Annotated in this window: 17 protein-coding genes; 7 read left to right on the forward strand and 10 right to left on the reverse strand. The window is 72.9% G+C overall.

Features of this window, described 5'->3' with window-relative positions; all coding sequences use genetic code 11:
- The coding region (locus ABZU46_RS26430; RefSeq protein ID WP_354861966.1) for an aldo/keto reductase at positions 1-788 on the reverse strand (788 nt) is incomplete at its 3' end.
- A gap of 96 nt (positions 789-884) precedes the next feature.
- Here ABZU46_RS26430 and ABZU46_RS26435 point away from each other — a divergent pair.
- Positions 885-1,367: a hypothetical protein gene (locus ABZU46_RS26435; RefSeq protein WP_354861967.1), complete on the forward strand. Its 483-nt coding sequence runs from the start codon at positions 885-887 to the stop codon at positions 1,365-1,367.
- Positions 1,368-1,412: 45 nt separating this feature from the next.
- Here the strand turns inward: ABZU46_RS26435 and ABZU46_RS26440 are convergent, their stop codons facing one another.
- Positions 1,413-1,925: an HIT domain-containing protein gene (locus tag ABZU46_RS26440; protein ID WP_354861989.1), complete on the reverse strand. Its 513-nt coding sequence runs from the start codon at positions 1,923-1,925 to the stop codon at positions 1,413-1,415.
- Positions 1,926-2,101: 176 nt separating this feature from the next.
- Between ABZU46_RS26440 and ABZU46_RS26445 the strand changes: the two genes are divergently transcribed.
- Entirely contained in the window at positions 2,102-2,830 is a 729-nt protein-coding gene (locus tag ABZU46_RS26445) for a D-Ala-D-Ala carboxypeptidase family metallohydrolase (RefSeq protein WP_354861969.1), read from the forward strand.
- 121 nt (positions 2,831-2,951) lie between these two features.
- Here ABZU46_RS26445 and thrS read toward each other — a convergent pair whose 3' ends face one another.
- On the reverse strand, positions 2,952-4,961 hold the full coding sequence (thrS, locus tag ABZU46_RS26450; RefSeq protein ID WP_354861970.1) for a threonine--tRNA ligase: 2,010 nt from the start codon (positions 4,959-4,961) through the stop codon (positions 2,952-2,954).
- Positions 4,962-5,195: 234 nt separating this feature from the next.
- Here thrS and ABZU46_RS26455 point away from each other — a divergent pair, with 234 nt between their 5' ends.
- A complete protein-coding gene (locus ABZU46_RS26455) occupies positions 5,196-6,080 on the forward strand; it encodes a DUF1775 domain-containing protein (RefSeq protein ID WP_354861972.1) in 885 nt (294 codons plus the stop codon).
- Positions 6,081-6,356: 276 nt separating this feature from the next.
- On the opposite strand, the gene ABZU46_RS26460 is transcribed toward ABZU46_RS26455, so the two are convergent.
- The gene (locus ABZU46_RS26460; protein ID WP_354861974.1) at positions 6,357-7,274 is read right to left on the reverse strand and encodes an ADP-ribosylglycohydrolase family protein; all 918 of its coding nucleotides are present in this window, start codon (positions 7,272-7,274) and stop codon (positions 6,357-6,359) included.
- Positions 7,275-7,347: 73 nt separating this feature from the next.
- Between ABZU46_RS26460 and ABZU46_RS26465 the strand changes: the two genes are divergently transcribed.
- Complete coding sequence (locus ABZU46_RS26465) at positions 7,348-8,037, forward strand: response regulator transcription factor (protein ID WP_007458139.1); 690 nt, start codon at positions 7,348-7,350, stop codon at positions 8,035-8,037.
- Between the two features lie 29 nt (positions 8,038-8,066).
- A complete protein-coding gene (locus ABZU46_RS26470; protein WP_354861976.1) occupies positions 8,067-9,470 on the forward strand; it encodes a HAMP domain-containing sensor histidine kinase in 1,404 nt (467 codons plus the stop codon).
- A 298-nt stretch (positions 9,471-9,768) separates the two neighbouring features.
- Here ABZU46_RS26470 and ABZU46_RS26475 read toward each other — a convergent pair whose 3' ends face one another.
- Together ABZU46_RS26475 and ABZU46_RS26480 are read right to left on the reverse strand one after the other, a co-directional pair.
- Positions 9,769-10,791 (reverse strand): adenosine deaminase, encoded by a 1,023-nt coding sequence (locus tag ABZU46_RS26475; RefSeq protein WP_354861977.1) that lies wholly within the window; start codon positions 10,789-10,791, stop codon positions 9,769-9,771.
- Complete coding sequence (locus ABZU46_RS26480; RefSeq protein ID WP_354861979.1) at positions 10,788-11,582, reverse strand: trans-aconitate 2-methyltransferase; 795 nt, start codon at positions 11,580-11,582, stop codon at positions 10,788-10,790. The genes ABZU46_RS26475 and ABZU46_RS26480 overlap by 4 nt, the downstream gene beginning before the upstream one ends.
- A gap of 83 nt (positions 11,583-11,665) precedes the next feature.
- On the opposite strand from ABZU46_RS26480, the gene ABZU46_RS26485 reads away from it, so the two are divergent.
- Positions 11,666-12,649 (forward strand): aldo/keto reductase, encoded by a 984-nt coding sequence (locus ABZU46_RS26485; RefSeq protein ID WP_354861981.1) that lies wholly within the window; start codon positions 11,666-11,668, stop codon positions 12,647-12,649.
- A gap of 94 nt (positions 12,650-12,743) precedes the next feature.
- Positions 12,744-12,938 (forward strand): hypothetical protein, encoded by a 195-nt coding sequence (locus ABZU46_RS26490; protein WP_354861983.1) that lies wholly within the window; start codon positions 12,744-12,746, stop codon positions 12,936-12,938.
- Between the two features lie 103 nt (positions 12,939-13,041).
- On the opposite strand, the gene ABZU46_RS26495 is transcribed toward ABZU46_RS26490, so the two are convergent.
- The 4 genes from ABZU46_RS26495 to ABZU46_RS26510 form a co-directional block, all read right to left on the reverse strand.
- Positions 13,042-13,245: a cold-shock protein gene (locus ABZU46_RS26495; protein ID WP_013732668.1), complete on the reverse strand. Its 204-nt coding sequence runs from the start codon at positions 13,243-13,245 to the stop codon at positions 13,042-13,044.
- Between the two features lie 286 nt (positions 13,246-13,531).
- Entirely contained in the window at positions 13,532-13,804 is a 273-nt protein-coding gene (locus ABZU46_RS26500; RefSeq protein ID WP_354861985.1) for a DUF4235 domain-containing protein, read from the reverse strand.
- The gene (locus ABZU46_RS26505) at positions 13,801-14,163 is read right to left on the reverse strand and encodes a DUF3618 domain-containing protein (RefSeq protein WP_354861987.1); all 363 of its coding nucleotides are present in this window, start codon (positions 14,161-14,163) and stop codon (positions 13,801-13,803) included. Before ABZU46_RS26505 ends, ABZU46_RS26500 begins: the two co-directional genes overlap by 4 nt.
- Positions 14,160-14,594 (reverse strand): phage holin family protein, encoded by a 435-nt coding sequence (locus ABZU46_RS26510; protein ID WP_007458124.1) that lies wholly within the window; start codon positions 14,592-14,594, stop codon positions 14,160-14,162. The genes ABZU46_RS26505 and ABZU46_RS26510 overlap by 4 nt, the downstream gene beginning before the upstream one ends.
- Between the last annotated feature and the right edge of the window lie 234 nt (positions 14,595-14,828).

Raw genomic sequence — 14,828 nt, forward strand, 5'->3', positions numbered from 1 at the left:
GCCCCGACCCGGCGCAGCCACTCCGGCGCGGGCCGGCCGCCGCGGAACCACTCCAGCCAGCCTGGCGCCAACCCGCGCACGTCGTCGCGGGGCAACGTCGACGTGGCCGTGTACTTGCCGGTGAGCAGGCCCATCCCCAGAGGCCCCTGGTTGACGCTGGCCAGGTCGTACTTGTCGCAGACGGCGAGCACCTCGGGGGCGTCGCGCAGCACTGACAGGGCGTGCTGCACGGCGGTGGCGCCGGAGGCGGCCTGTCCGAAGGCGGCGGCCCGGTCCGGGCGGTCGGTGCTCCACCCGTACGCGCGGATCAGGCCCTCGGCGACCAGGTCCTCGCAGACGCCGATCAGCGCCTCCGCGCGGGGCACCGGCAGGTCGGCCAGGTGCAGCTGGTAGAGGTCGATCCGGTCGGTGCCCAACCGGCGCAGCGACGCGGTCACGGCCCGCCGCAGGTACGCCGGTGACGCGTCCTCCCCGGTCGCCTGCCGGGTCGCCTCGTCGAACGTGTAGCCCCACTTGGTGGCGATCACGGCCTCGTCCCGGCGGCCGGCGAGGGCCCGCCCCAGCACCCGCTCGCCGTGCCCCGCGCCGTACGTGTCGGCGGTGTCGAAGAGTGTGATGCCCTCCTCGAGCGCGCGGCGTACCGCCCGCACGGACTCGTCGTCGTCGACCGCGCCCCAGCCCAGCGGCTGGCTGCCCTCCGCCCATGGACCGGCGATCGCCCAGCACCCCATGCCGAGGGCGCTGACCTCGATGCCGCTGCGCCCCAACATCCGTGTCGTCACTGCCATCGGCCGATCGTGCCACCTTCACCGGGCGGGGCGTAGCAACTCCGCACGCGGAAACGCGGTACGCGCGCGCCGGGGCCGTACGGCATGATCGACGCCATGCGACGGCTGGGCGTGGACATCGGCGGTGTGCTCATCGAGCCGGCCGACGACGACGCCGACACCTCCTTCTTCGGCGCGCACTACCTGCGGACGCCCATGGTCGACGGGGCGTTCGACGCGCTCGGAGCGCTCGGGCCGGCGTTCGACGAGGTGCACCTCGTCTCCAAGTGCGGCGAGTCCACCGAGCGGCGGACCCGGGAGTGGCTGGCCCACCACGATCTCACGGCCCGCACCGGGATCCCCGTCGAGCGGGTGCACTTCTGCCGGACCCGGCCGGGCAAGGCGCCGATCGCCCGGCGGCTCGGCCTGACCCACTTCGTGGACGACAGGCTGGAGGTGCTCGGCTACCTCGACTCGGTGCCGCACCGCTACCTGTTCCGGCCCCGCCGGGCGGAGGTCGCCGCGCACGCCGCGCTGCTGCCCCGCGTACACCCGGTAAGGAGCTGGGCGGAGCTTGCCGACCTGCTGCGCGCCGACTAGCCGGACCGGCGCGGTCCTCGCGGCGGCGAGGTCAGGCCCGGCGGGTCAGGACGGCCAGGCGCGGGCGAGCAGGTCGCGGGTGTCGCCGAGCAGCTGGGGCAGCACCTTGGTGCGGCCGATCACCGGCATGAAGTTCGCGTCGCCGCCCCAGCGCGGCACCACGTGCTGGTGCAGGTGGGCGGCGATGCCGGCGCCGGCCACCCCGCCCTGGTTCATGCCCAGGTTGAAGCCGTGCGCGTTGCTGACCTTGCGGATCACCCGCATCGCGGTCTGGGTGTACGAGGCGAGCTCGACCGTCTCCGGCTCGTCGAGGTCGGTGTAGTCGGCGACGTGCCGGTACGGGCAGACCAGCAGGTGCCCCGGGTTGTACGGGTAGAGGTTGAGCACCACGAAGACGCGCTCGCCGCGGGCGACCACCAGGCTCTCCTCGGAGGGCAGCCCGGGGGCCAGACAGAACGGGCAGCCGGTCGGCTTCTCGTAGCCCTCGGCCGGGCGGTCCTCGCCGGAGATGTAGGTCATCCGGTGCGGCGTCCAGAGCCGATCCAGGCCGTCCGCCATGCCGTCGCTGTCCGTGTGCCGCTCCGCCCCTGTCACGAGCCGATCCTACGGAGCCGCGTGGGCCAGCCGCGACACCCGTCACCGGGAAACTCCTTGCTGCAAGTTGTTGACGGATTGCCGTCGAGACCTGAAACTTCCATGCATTCAGACACTTGAATAGATGAATGGAGAGCTTCATGATCCGACGACTCGGCAGGGTCATCGCGGCGCTCGCGCTGGCCGTCGCCACCACGGTGACCGGGGTCACCCTCACCGCCAGCGCGGCGCACGCGGACGGCTGCTACACCTGGGGGCGCACCCTGTCGCAGGGGATGTCCGGCGAGGACGTCCGGCAACTCCAGATCCGCGTCGCCGGCTACCCCGGCTACGGCGCCGTGCTCACCATCGACGGCGCCTACGGCCCCGCCACCCGGTCCGCGGTGATCCGCTTCCAGCAGGCGTACGGGTTGGGCGCGGACGGCCTCGCCGGCCCGCAGACCTTCAACCGGCTGTACGCCCTCCAGGACGACGACTGCACACCTGTCAACTTCAGCTACGCCGAGCTGAACAACTGCAACAGCACCTGGTCCGGCGGAGCGGTCGCGGCGAGCACCGCCCGCGCCAACGCGCTCGTCTCGATGTGGAAGCTCCAGGCCCTGCGGCACGCCCTCGGTGACGTGCCCATCGCGATCAGCAGCAGCTTCCGCAGCTACGCCTGCAACAGCGCGGTCGGCGGGGCCTCGAACAGCCGCCACCTGTACGGCGACGCGGTGGACCTGGTCGGCTCACCGTCGCTGTGCCGGCTGGCCCAGCAGGCCCGCAACCACGGCTTCGGACAGATCCTCGGCCCCGGCTACCCGGACCACAACGACCACACCCACGTCGCGGCGGTCGGCGGCTGGTCGGCACCCACCTGCGGCATCTGACCAGGCCGACGCCCGCTTCGGGCGTGATCGCGCCCGAACATGGAAGTAGTGGCCTCCCGCGGCGGCGAGGCCACTACTTCCTGGATCGAGCACGATCATGGCGCGCGGCGCGCGGCGCGGGCTACTCCGGTGCGGCCGACGGGCCGACGTTCGTGCGAGAGGTCACCACGTCGAGGACGTGGGTTACCGCCTGGGCGATCGGCACACCGTTGCGCTGGGAGCCGTCGCGGTAGCGGAAGGACACCGTGCCGGCCGCCACGTCGTCGTCACCGGCGATCACCATGAACGGGATCTTCTGCTGCTGCGCCGTACGGATCTTCTTCTGCATCCGGTCGTCACCCGCGTCCACCTGGGCCCGGATGCCCTCGGCCCGCAGCGCCGCGACGAAACCGTGCAGGTAGTCGGTGTGGTCCTCGCGGATCGGGATACCCACCACCTGCACCGGGGCCAGCCACGCCGGGAACGCCCCCGCGTAGTGCTCGGTGAGCACCCCGAAGAACCGTTCGATCGACCCGAACAGCGCCCGGTGGATCATCACGGGCCGCTGGCGGCTGCCGTCGGCGGCCTGGTACTCCAACCCGAACCGCTCCGGCTGGTTGAAGTCGACCTGGATGGTGGACATCTGCCAGGTCCGGCCAATCGCGTCGCGCGCCTGCACGGAGATCTTCGGCCCGTAGAACGCCGCGCCACCCGGATCGGGCACCAGCTCCAGACCCGAGGTCTCGGCGGCGGTCCGCAGCGCCTCGGTCGCCTCCGCCCAGTCCTCGTCGGCACCGATGAACTTGGGCGAGTCGTCCCGGGTCGACAGCTCCAGGTAGAAGTCGTCCAGGCCGTAGTCGCGCAGCAGGTCGAGCACGAAGCTGAGCAGCGTGGACAGCTCGCCGGCCATCTGCTCGCGGGTGCAGTAGATGTGCGAGTCGTCCTGGGTCAGGCCACGGACCCGGGTCAGGCCGTGCACGACGCCGGACTTCTCGTACCGGTAGACCGTGCCGAACTCGAACATCCGCAGCGGCAGCTCACGGTACGACCGCCCCCGCGACCTGAAGATCAGGTTGTGCATCGGGCAGTTCATGGCCTTGAGGTAGTAGTCCGCGCCCTCCAGCTGCATGGGCGGGAACATCGTGTCCGCGTAGTACGGCAGGTGCCCGGAGGTGTGGAACAGCTGCGCCTTGGAGATGTGCGGGGTGTTGACGAACTCGTACCCCGCCTCCTCGTGCCGCCGCCGCGAGTAGTGCTCCATCTCGCGGCGGATGATGCCGCCCTTGGGGTGGAAGACCGCCAGGCCCGAGCCGATCTCGTCGGGGAAGCTGAACAGGTCGAGGTCCGCGCCGAGCTTGCGGTGGTCGCGCCGGGCGGCCTCCTCCAACAGCTTCAGGTACGCCTTGAGCTCGTCGCGGGTCGGCCACGCGGTGCCGTACACCCGCTGCAGTTGGGGGTTCTTCTCCGACCCGCGCCAGTACGCGGCGGCCGAGCGCATCAGCTTGAACGCGCCGATCAGTCGGGTGGTCGGCAGGTGCGGGCCCCGGCACAGGTCCGACCAGCAGACCTTGTCCTCCTTGGCGTCGAGGTTGTCGTAGATGGTCAGCTCGCCGCCGCCGACCTCCATCACCTCGTCGGTGTCCAGGCCCTCGCCCTTGACCTCGATCAACTCCAGCTTGAACGGCTCGTCGGCCAGCTCGGCGCGCGCCTCGTCGAGGCTGCCGAAACGGCGGCGACGGAACCGCTGCCCGGACTTGACGATCTCCTGCATGCGCTTTTCGATCTTGCTGAGGTCATCGGGCTGGAACGGCTTGGCGACGTCGAAGTCGTAGTAGAAGCCGTTCTCGATGGGCGGGCCGATGCCCAGCTTGGCCTCGGGAAAGATGTCCTGCACGGCCTGGGCGAGCACGTGCGCGGTGGAGTGGCGCAGCACGGTGAGCCCGTCGGGCGAGTCCAGGCTGACCGGCTCGACGACGGTCTCCTCGGTCGGCGCCCAGTCCAGGTCGCGCAGCTGACCCTGCGGGTCGCGGACCACGACGATCGCCTTGGGGCCGTTCGCGGGCAGTCCGGCCGCGGCCACCGCGTCGGCCGCCGTCGTCCCGGCGGCGACGACGACAGGGTCGGCCACGGCGGGGGTACGGGGTGCGGACACGGTGACTCCTCCAAGCAGTACGAAACGATGCCGATCCTCGGCTCCTGCCGATGCTATCGGTCCACCCCCTCGTGGCCGGTAAGGGCACCTTCCTCGCGTCCGGCGTTGAACCTTTCGCGCCTGCCAGCCGAACTAGAAGGTGTGGCCGGAAACCGGAGCCGGTCACGTCGAGACGGATGGGGGCACGAGATGGCGAGCGCACACGGCGGAGGCCGCCCGCGGCGAATCGCGGCGGTGACCGCGCTGACCGCCGCGGGGCTGCTGCTCTGGCCCGGTACGGCGGCGCACGCCGCGGACGTGACGACCACCCCGACCGAGGCACGGCAGGGCGACGCCGTACGGCTGGAGTTCAGCGTGCCCGAGGAGCGGGCCGGCACGAAGACCACCCGGATCGAGGTCCGGTTGCCGGCCGACGCCCCGGTGGCCGAGGTCTACCCGATGTCGGTCGACGGCTGGGCGCCCAAGATCAGCTCCCGTACGCTGGACAAGCCGGTGGCCGGCATCCACTCCTCCGGAGTGAGCACCGTGACCACGGCGGTGACCTGGGTCCGCGTCGGCGCGGGCGCGTCCGGCCCGGCCCGGCTGGCCCTGTCCATGGGCCCGCTGCCGCAGGCGGAGCGGCTCACCTTCGAGGTCGTCCAGACGTACGCCGACGGCACGGTCGTCCGGTGGGCGGACGCCAGCGGCGCACACCGGGCCCCGGTGCTGACTCTGTTGCCGGCGGCGGCGGGTGCGGCCGGGCCGGTCGGGCACGGCGGGCACGGCGCCCCGGCGGCGGACGCGGGGAACGGTCCCGCCGCAGGGGCGCAGGGCGCCGACGGCGCTTCCGGCGGCGGTGACACGGCGGCGGGCGGCTCCGCAGAGGAATCCGGCAACGCCGACGCGATGCTCGCCGCCGGCTTGCTGGCCGGCCTGGGCGGCGGCGCGGCGATCGGCTGGCTGGTCAGCCGTATGCGGCGACGTGACCCGGCCGAGCGGGGAGCGCTGGCAGCGGTGACCGGCGCGGCGGAGACCGACACGGTGACGCCGGCGTCGCAGCCGGACGGCACGGACGCGCCCACGGATTCGGCGGCCGCCGCGGAGCTGGCCTCGGCGGCCACTCCTGCCCGCACCGGCTGAGGCAGCACCGGCCGCAGCGGCGGACGGGCGTCAGCTCATGGCCGGGCGGCGGCCGCAGCCCTTCGCGCGTCCTTTGCTCTGCTTCAACCCGCGCACCACCCAGGCCCCAAAACTGTTGCGCGGGTTGAAGCAGAGCAAAGGTGACGTGGCACCCTTGGCGGCTGTTAACGCAGCCGGTGAGGCAGGGCTGCCGAGCGTTCGGGACACCGGACAGTCAGGGACACCACGAGGCCAGGACCTGGCAAGGGGCACCCACGGTGCCGGGCAGGCGAGCGGTCAGGGTAGCCAGGTGGGCAGCGGCTCGCGGGCGGCCAGCCACGCCTCGGGCACACCGCCCGGCGTGCCGACGCCGGTGTACGCGGCCACCACCGCGCCGGTGATGGCCGCCGTGGTGTCCACGTCACCGCCGGCGCGCACGCAGACCCGGATGGCCTCCGGGTAGTCGTCGAGGTGGGTGGCGGCCACCCAGAGCGTGAACGCGACGGTGTCCTGGGCCGTCACGCGGGCGCCGTTGCCGAGCGCCGCCACCACGCGGGACAGGGGCCGGCCGAGCAGCCCGACGGCGCGGTGCACGCCGCGGTGCACCTCGGTGCCCGGGTCGACCGCGGCGGCGATCCCGGCCAGGAGCCGGGCCGGGGCCGGTCGGTGTCCGTCGAGGCGGGCCCGGGCGGCGAGCGCGGCGGCGACCGCCACCGCGACCGCGCCGGCGATTCCCTCGGGATGCGCGTGGGTCACCTCGGCCGAGGCGCGGGCCTGCGCGGCGGCGCGGGCGGTGGAGTCGGCGAAGTACGCGCCCAGCGGGCCCACCCGCATCGCCGCGCCGTTGCCGCAGGAGCCCTGGCCGTCGAAGGCGGACGCGGCGGCCACCGGCCACGGGGTGCCGGTGCGGATCAGCCGCAGGATCAGCATCGCGCCGGGGCCGTACCCGCGCCGGGCGTCGCAGCGTTCCGCGAACGCCAGTGCCAGCCGGTCCGGGTCGATGCGGCCCGTCGCGGCCAGTTCCGCGACCACCGAGCAGGCCATCTCGGTGTCGTCGGTCCACTCCCAGGGCGCGGGCGGCAGCGTGGCGTCGGTGAGGTCCTCCGGCGGCCCCGGCAGGAAGAACCGCGCGCCGAGCGCGTCGCCGGTGGAGAGGCCGGCGAGGCTGTCCCGGGCGAGCGCCAGGCGGGCGTCGGCGAACAGGGTGAAGGACATCGTTGTACCAGCTTGCCCGGTTCCCAGGCACGTCGCAACGCGATCAACTTGCCAGGCCAAGTACGGTCTTGTCGTGGCCTCCGTGCTCCTGGTCGAAGACGATCACGTCGTACGCGGCGCGATGCTGCGGTCCCTCGCTGACCGGGGGCATGCCGTGCACGCCGTGGGCACCGCCCTGGACGCGTTGCGCCGGGTCGCCGCGGAGACACCCGACCTGGTGGTGTTGGACCTCGGCCTGCCCGATCTCGACGGTTCCGACGCCCTGCGGATGCTGCGCGGCATCACCGACGTCCCGATCATCATCGCCACCGCCCGCGACGACGAGCAGTCGGTGGTCAAGCTGCTGCGCGCCGGGGCCGACGACTACATGGTCAAGCCGTTCACGGGCGCGCACCTGGACGCCCGCATCACCACGGTGCTGCGGCGTGCCGGGCGGGCCAGCCGGACGGTGCAGCCCGCGGTGCACACCGTCGGCGGGTTGCGAGTCGACGTCGGTGAGCGCAGCGCCCAGCTCGACGGGGAGCCGCTGGCGCTGACCCGTAAGGAATTCGACCTGCTGGCGTATCTCGCCGCACGACCCGGGCGGGTAGTGTCCCGCCGGGAACTCTTGGAGGAGGTATGGCGGCAGCCATCGGTCGGCGAGGATCAGACCATCGACGTACACCTGTACTGGCTCCGCAGAAAGATGGGCGAGTCCGCGGCGAAGCCGCGCTACCTGCGCACCGTGCGGGGGGTCGGGTTCCGGCTGGTGGCACCGGACTGAGGACGGCGCTGGCCCTGCTCACGGCCGGCATGTGCAGTCTCGTCGCGCTCGCGTTCCTGATCCCGCTCGGGTTGAGCCTGCGCGAGCAGAGCCGGGAGGAGGCGATCGCCGACGCGGCCCGGCGCAGCGCGCTGGTGACCGGGGCGCTGGCGGTGAGCACGGACCCGGCGGTGGTGGAACGCGCCGTCGTGGCCAGTGGTGACGGCGCGTCGACCCGGCCGGTGGTGCACGGGCTGGGGTTGGACGAGTCTGCCGGCCGCGCGAGCGGCAGCGACCTGGACCGGGCCCGCGCCGAGCGGCGCTCGCTGGTCACCGACGTCGACGGCGGGGTGGTCCGGCTCGACCCGGTGGTCCTCGGCGATCGGACGGCCGTGGTCGAGGTGTTCGTGGCGGACTCGACGTTGGGCGAGGGCGCCGGCAGCACCTGGCTGCTGCTGTTCGGGGTGGGCGCGGCGATGGCCGGCGCGGCGGTGCTGGTGGTCGACCGGGTGGCCGCCCGCGCGGTGGACGCCACCCGAGGTCTGGTCAAGGCCGCCCTGTCGATCGGCGACGGCGACCTGGGCGTACGCGTGGAGCCGACCGGCCCCCGTGAGCTGGCGGAGGCCGGGTACGCCTTCAACCGGATGGCCGACCGGCTGGACGCGGCGCGCACCGATGAGCGGGAGCTGGTGGCCGATCTGTCCCACCGGCTGCGGACGCCGTTGACCGTGCTCCGGCTGGACGCGGAGGCGCTGGAGTCCGACGACACCAGCGTGGGCTCGTTCAGCCCGGCGGAACTGGACCGGCTACGGGGCATCCGGCGGATCCGGCAGGCGATCGTCACCCTCGAAGGTGAGATCGACGTGCTGATCAAGACCACGCGCAAGGCGGTGGCCCACGAGGCCGGCCCGGCGATGTGCGACGTCAGCGAGGTCGTCCGGGACCGGATGGTGTTCTGGGCGGCGCTCGCCGGTGACCAGAACCGGCCACACCGGGTCAACGGCGCTCAGCTGCGCATCCCCGCGCCCGTGCCACGCGCCGAGCTGGCCGCCGCGCTGGACGCGGTGATCGGCAACGTCTTCCGCTACACCCCGCAGGGAACGGCGTTCGAGGTGGCCGTGTCCCGCCGCGACGGGTACGTGGCGATCCGGATCGACGACGCCGGCCCGGGGATCGCCAACCCGGACCGGGCACTGCGGCGGGGCACCAGCGACCAGGGCTCGACCGGGCTCGGCCTGGACATCGCCAAGCGGGTGGCGTTGCAGGCCAACGGCTCGGTCAGCATCGACCGGGCCCGGTTGGGCGGCGCCAGCGTGGTGATGCTGCTCGCCGACCCGGAGGCGACGCCCCGGCAGGTCAACCGGTTCGGCCTCGTGGGCCGGATGGCGCGCGACGCCCGGGACCAGAAGACGAGCGGCCGTCGCTGGCCCCGCCAGCGCCCCACCGACGACTGAGCAGCGCCGCGCAGGCGACTAAAACACCTCCGACCGATCGGCCGACGGGGGCGCTTCGATCGGCTGAGCGGACCGGGGCTGTGCGGCGGCGCAAGTCTTCCTTAGATCGCGGTTAACGACGGCGGTCGGAGGCCCGCGGGCTGACAGGATCAGAGCACGAACCCACCAGTTCCACCGGCCAGCGCACCGCGCACCCACGGGCCGGTGGAGCCGCGCGCGCGGCGGGAGTCTCAGGTCCCCCCACACCCACGCTCCCGCCGCGCGCCCCGCTCACCCGAGCGGCCCAGCCCGACCGGCGTCAGCCGGCGCTGGCGACGTACGCCTCGATCTCGGCGGTGATCCGCTGCTTGCCGGCCGGGTCGAGGAAGGACGCGGTCACCGCGTTGCGGGCCAGGGCGGCCAGCTCCCCGGGGCCCGCCCCGAGCAGCCGGGCGGCCACCGCGTACTCGTCGTTGAGGGTGGTGCCGAACATCGGTGGGTCGTCGGAGTTGATGGTGACGAGCAGCCCGGCCTCGACCAGCCGGGGCAGCGGGTGCTCGTCGAGACTGGCCACGGCCCGGGTCCGTACGTTGGACGTCGGGCAGATCTCCATCCCGATCTGCCGCTCGGCCAGGTACGCGAGCAGCTCCGGGTCCTTGGCGGCGGAGATGCCGTGCCCGATCCGCTCGGCGCCCAGCTCGTTCAGCGCGTCCCAGATGGTCTGCGGGCCGGTGGTCTCGCCCGCGTGCGGCACCGAGCGCAGCCCGGCCGCACGGGCCTGGTCGAAGAAGGGCCGGAACTGCGGCCGGGGTACGCCGATCTCGGGGCCGCCGAGACCGAAGCTGATCAGCCCGTCCGGGCGCTCGTCGAGCGCGATGCGCAGCGTCTCCTCGGCGGCCGGCAGGCCGGCCTCGCCGGGGATGTCGAAGCACCAGCGCAGCTCAAGGCCGAAGTCGGCGGTGGCGCGCTTGCGGGCGTCCTCGATCGCCTCGCAGAACGCCGGCGCGGGGATCCCCCGGCGCACGTGCGAGTACGGGGTGATGGTCAGCTCCGCGTAGCGGACCTGCTGGCGGGCCAGCTCCCGGGCCACCTCGTGGGTGAGGAGCCAGACGTCCTCCGGGTCGCGGATGAGGTCGACGACGCTCAGGTAGACCTCGACGAAGTGGGCGAAGTCGCGGAACTCAAAGTAGGTGGCCAGGGCCGCCGGGTCGGCCGGGACGGGCGAGCGACCCTCGTGCCGGGCGGCCAGCTCGGCGACGATGTGGGGGGAGGCGGAGCCGACGTGGTGCACGTGCAGCTCCACCTTGGGCAGGCCGGCGATGAAGGTGGTCAGGTCGGTCACGGGTTCTCCTGGGCATGAGCGCCGGTGCGGGCGACGACGAAGACGCGGCGGAACGGGAAGGACACCTGGCCGTGCCGCGCCGGGTACGCGGCGGCGAGCCGTACGCCCAGCTCGGCCCGGAAGGCCGACCAGCCGGCGGCGTCCAGGGCGGCCCGGACGGGGCGCAGCGCGGTGCCCTCCATCCAGGCCAGCACCGGGTGGTCGGCGGCGGGTTCGGCCGGCAGCAGGTGCACGTAGGTAGTCTCCCAGGCGTCCACCGCGCAGCCGGCGGCGGTCAGCAGCTCCGCGTAGTCGGCCGGGTCGTCGACCGGGTCGGCGCGCAGCAGCGGGGTCAGCTCGGCACGCCAGGCCGGTCGGCCGGCGACCTCGCGCAGCGCCCGGTGCGACGGGGCGTCGAAGTTACCGGGGACCTGCATGGCGAGCCAGGCGCCGGCGGGCAGGTCGGCGGCCCAGCGGCGCAGCAGCTCCTGGTGGCCGGGCACCCACTGCAGGGCCGCGTTGGTGACCACCACGTCCTCGTCGCCGGCCGGGCGCCAGTCGCGCAGGTCGGCGACGGCGAACTCGACCGGGGTCGGCAGGGCGCGCGCCCGGTCGATCATCTCCGGCGCGGAGTCGAGGCCGCGGACCCGGGCGTCCGGCCAGCGCTCGGCGAGGGTCGCGGTGAGCTGGCCGGGCCCGCAGCCGAGGTCGACCACCGTCCGGGGCCGCACGGCGGGGACCCGGGCGAGCAGGTCGTGAAACGGCCGGGAGCGCTCGTCGCCGTAGCGCAGGTACGTCGTCGGATCCCACATCTCCGCCTCCAAACCGTACGTCCGTCTTGTTGACGGTACGGCTCGCCTGGCAGGCCGGCAACCCGATCACTAGGCTCGGGGGCATGGAACAGCGCAACTTCAACCGGCTCGGCCGGACTGTCGGAGTGGTTGGCCTGGGCGCCTGGCAGCTCGGCGCCGACTGGGGCACGGTCACCGAGGCCGACGCCATGGCCGTGCTCAGCGCCGCCGTGGACGCCGGCGTCACCTTCCTGGACACCGCCGACGTGTACGGCGACGGCCGCAGCGAGCAGTTGATCGGCCGCTTCCTGCGCTCCCGGCCCGACGCAGGCCTGACCGTCGCCACGAAGATGGGCCGGCGCGTCGAGCAGCGGCCGGAGGCGTACACCCTGGCCCACTTCCGGCAGTGGACCGACCGGTCCCGGGCCAACCTCGGAGTGGACACCCTGGACCTGGTCCAGCTGCACTGCCCGCCGACCGCCGTCTTCGCCGACGACGCGGTCTTCGACGCCCTGGACACCCTCGTCGCCGAGAAGGCCATCGCGGGGTACGGGGTCAGCGTGGAGACCTGCGACCAGGCGCTCACCGCCATCGCCCGGCCCGGCGTGGCCAGCGTCCAGATCATCCTCAACGCCGTCCGGCACAAGCCGCTGGAGCGCGTCCTGCCGGCAGCCGCGCAGGCCGGAGTCGGCATCATCGCCCGGGTGCCGCTGGCCAGCGGCCTGCTCTCCGGCCGCTACGACGAGCACACCGAGTTCCCCGCCGACGACCACCGCAACTACAACCGCCACGGCGAGGCGTTCGACGTGGGCGAGACGTTCTCCGGCGTCGACTACACGCAGGGGCTCGCGGCCGTCCGCCGGCTGGCGCCGCTGGTCGACTCCGACCGTACGATGGCGCAGTTCGCGCTGCGGTGGGTGTTGGACCAGACCGGTGTCACAGTCGTCATCCCCGGCGCCCGCGACGCCGAGCAGGCTCGGCGCAACGCCGCCGCGGCCGACCTGCAGCCGCTCACGGCCGCGCAACTGGCTGGCGTACGCGAGGTCTACGACGAGCTGATCCGCCCGCAGGTGCACGACCGGTGGTGAGCCGCCCACCCCGGGTGCTCGCGTCGCGCCACCGCAACGGCGATGCTGGGACCCGGGGGCGGCGCGCCGCCCGATCCGGGAAGGAGGGCCCGCGATGAGGGGTTGGCTGACGCTCACCCTCGGCCTGCTGGCCGTGGTGGTCGGTGCGGTGTGGACGGTGCAGGGCCTCGGCTACGTCAGCGGCAGCGCGATGACCGACGAGCGGATCTGGGCGGTGATCGGCCCGATCGTGGCCCTGGCCGGGTTGGTCGTCATCTGGCTGGGCCTGCGCTCGCGCCGTCGACGCTGACTGATGAACGTGGGAAGCCCCGCATCCCGGAAGGGATACGGGGCTTTACTGCAACGACCCCTGGCCGGGTCGTCCACTGACCGGCGGGGGCCGGCCACCCTCGTCAGAGGGGACGGACCTGCTCGGCCTGCGGGCCCTTCTGACCCTGGGCGATCTCGAACTCCACTCGCTGGTTCTCCTCCAGCGTGCGGTAGCCGCTGGACTGGATGGCCGAGAAGTGGACGAACACGTCAGCACCCCCGCCGTCGACGGTGATGAAGCCGAAGCCCTTGTCAGCGTTGAACCACTTCACGGTTCCCTGCGCCATGTGTATCTCCTTCTAAAACTGGCGGCCGTGCACGCCGTGCGGCCGATTGGCCGTTTTCGAGCAGCGGCGTCTGAGGCGGCCCCCACGGAGGGAACTTCTCTCAACCCACGCCATCTCGCAACAGCGTGGAACAGCAAATCACGTACGCAAAAAGTCTGCACGACCTGTCCGACGAATTTCTCCGACATGTGACCTGACGGATGCCCGAGGTCGCTGGGCGGCGTGCGGAGCCGTGCGAAAGGCCCCCTTCCCGTCGATATGGAAGGGGGCCTCACGTCGATGTCGGTCAGTCCGGCCAGTGGCCGGTCATCCGGCGCACGCCGACCGCTCCACCCCGGTCCACAGCGGCGCGGACCACCGCGAAAATGGCCCCCTGCAACGCCGCGGCGGCCAGGATCTCGCCCCAGCCGCGGTCCTCGTCGGTGGCGTTGGGCGCCTCGCCGTCGCCCGCCGTGACCTTCCAGACCTGCCGGAAGATCGCGCCGGCCACCGTACCCGCGGCGATACCCAACAACACGCCGACCGGCCGGTACGCGACCCTGCCGATGCTCTTGCTCACCTACGCCTCCCCCGCACGATCATCAGCACCACCACGGTGGCCACCGCGCCGGCGGCGATCGCCGCCCACGGCACCGGGTTGCGTCGAACCAGCTCGCTCTTCTCGCGGACCAGGCCGCCCTTGTCGTACGCCTGGGCGCGTGCCATCTCGGCGCCGCGGGCGGCCTGCCCGCGGACCCGGGCCATGGTCTGCGCCGCCTGCTCGCGCATCCGCTCCCGCGCCTGCTCGGCGGACTCCTTCAGGCGGGCCTTGACGTCCGCCTTGGCGGCCAGCGCCTCCATCGTCTCGCCCAGCTCGACCCGGGTGCGGCGGATCTCCTCGCGGAGGGCCTCGGTGTCGCCCCTCCCGTTGCCTGTCATGCCCGGCCCCTGTCCTTCACGGCGGCGGCGACGGTGTCCACATCAGCCCGGAGGCTGCGGACCGCTGCCGCCGGCATCGGCGGGACCGCACGGCTGACCTGCTTCTTTCCCACCAGCGCGAGAATGCCGGCAACCAGGAAGAGAGCCACCGCGACGATCAGCGCGGCGGCCCAGGCGGGCAGCACCAGGTCGAGCAGCAGGATCGCCGTGACGACCAGCGCGCCCAGGCCGTAGAACGCCAGCGCGCCGCCGCCGCCGAACAGGCCGATCCCGATACCGGCGTGTTTGCCCTTCTGGGTCAACTCCGCCCGGGCCAGCGCCAGTTCATCTCGCACCAGACGGGAGACCTGTTCGGTGGCCCGCTGCACCAGCTCGGCGGTGGAGGGCTCGCTCCCATTGCGGGATGTGCGGGCATTTGCCACGTCAGCCATGCTGTCCTCCTTTCCTCATCACCGCGCTGTATGCCCGGAGTTGCCGCTCGTCAATCCTAGAGCGCCCCGAGTCGGTGACCGTTCCTGTTGCCCGGTTGCCGCGCCGATCGCCGACAGAGATGTCCGGCAGCAGGTCCCCCGCCAAAGCCAACCCAAACCTCCCCGCCCACCCCCCTTTGACGGTGATCAAGAGGTTTGCGTCAGGAGTCGCGCTTTCCGTGACGCAAACCTCTT

Source organism: Micromonospora sp. NPDC005197 (assembly GCF_040608295.1).
Lineage (GTDB): Bacteria > Actinomycetota > Actinomycetes > Mycobacteriales > Micromonosporaceae > Micromonospora.

What these genes read in the sequence shown, in the direction of transcription:
- ABZU46_RS26435 (WP_354861967.1), top strand. Translation starts at nt 885, where the DNA reads ATGCGACGGCTGGGCGTGGACATCGGCGGTGTGCTCATCGAGCCGGCC.
- ABZU46_RS26440 (WP_354861989.1), bottom strand. Translation starts at nt 1,925, where the DNA reads ATGGCGGACGGCCTGGATCGGCTCTGGACGCCGCACCGGATGACCTAC.
- ABZU46_RS26445 (WP_354861969.1), top strand. Translation starts at nt 2,102, where the DNA reads ATGATCCGACGACTCGGCAGGGTCATCGCGGCGCTCGCGCTGGCCGTC.
- ABZU46_RS26460 (WP_354861974.1), bottom strand. Translation starts at nt 7,274, where the DNA reads ATGTCCTTCACCCTGTTCGCCGACGCCCGCCTGGCGCTCGCCCGGGAC.
- ABZU46_RS26470 (WP_354861976.1), top strand. Translation starts at nt 8,067, where the DNA reads ATGTGCAGTCTCGTCGCGCTCGCGTTCCTGATCCCGCTCGGGTTGAGC.
- ABZU46_RS26480 (WP_354861979.1), bottom strand. Translation starts at nt 11,582, where the DNA reads ATGTGGGATCCGACGACGTACCTGCGCTACGGCGACGAGCGCTCCCGG.
- ABZU46_RS26485 (WP_354861981.1), top strand. Translation starts at nt 11,666, where the DNA reads ATGGAACAGCGCAACTTCAACCGGCTCGGCCGGACTGTCGGAGTGGTT.
- ABZU46_RS26490 (WP_354861983.1), top strand. Translation starts at nt 12,744, where the DNA reads ATGAGGGGTTGGCTGACGCTCACCCTCGGCCTGCTGGCCGTGGTGGTC.
- ABZU46_RS26495 (WP_013732668.1), bottom strand. Translation starts at nt 13,245, where the DNA reads ATGGCGCAGGGAACCGTGAAGTGGTTCAACGCTGACAAGGGCTTCGGC.
- ABZU46_RS26505 (WP_354861987.1), bottom strand. Translation starts at nt 14,163, where the DNA reads ATGACAGGCAACGGGAGGGGCGACACCGAGGCCCTCCGCGAGGAGATC.
- ABZU46_RS26510 (WP_007458124.1), bottom strand. Translation starts at nt 14,594, where the DNA reads ATGGCTGACGTGGCAAATGCCCGCACATCCCGCAATGGGAGCGAGCCC.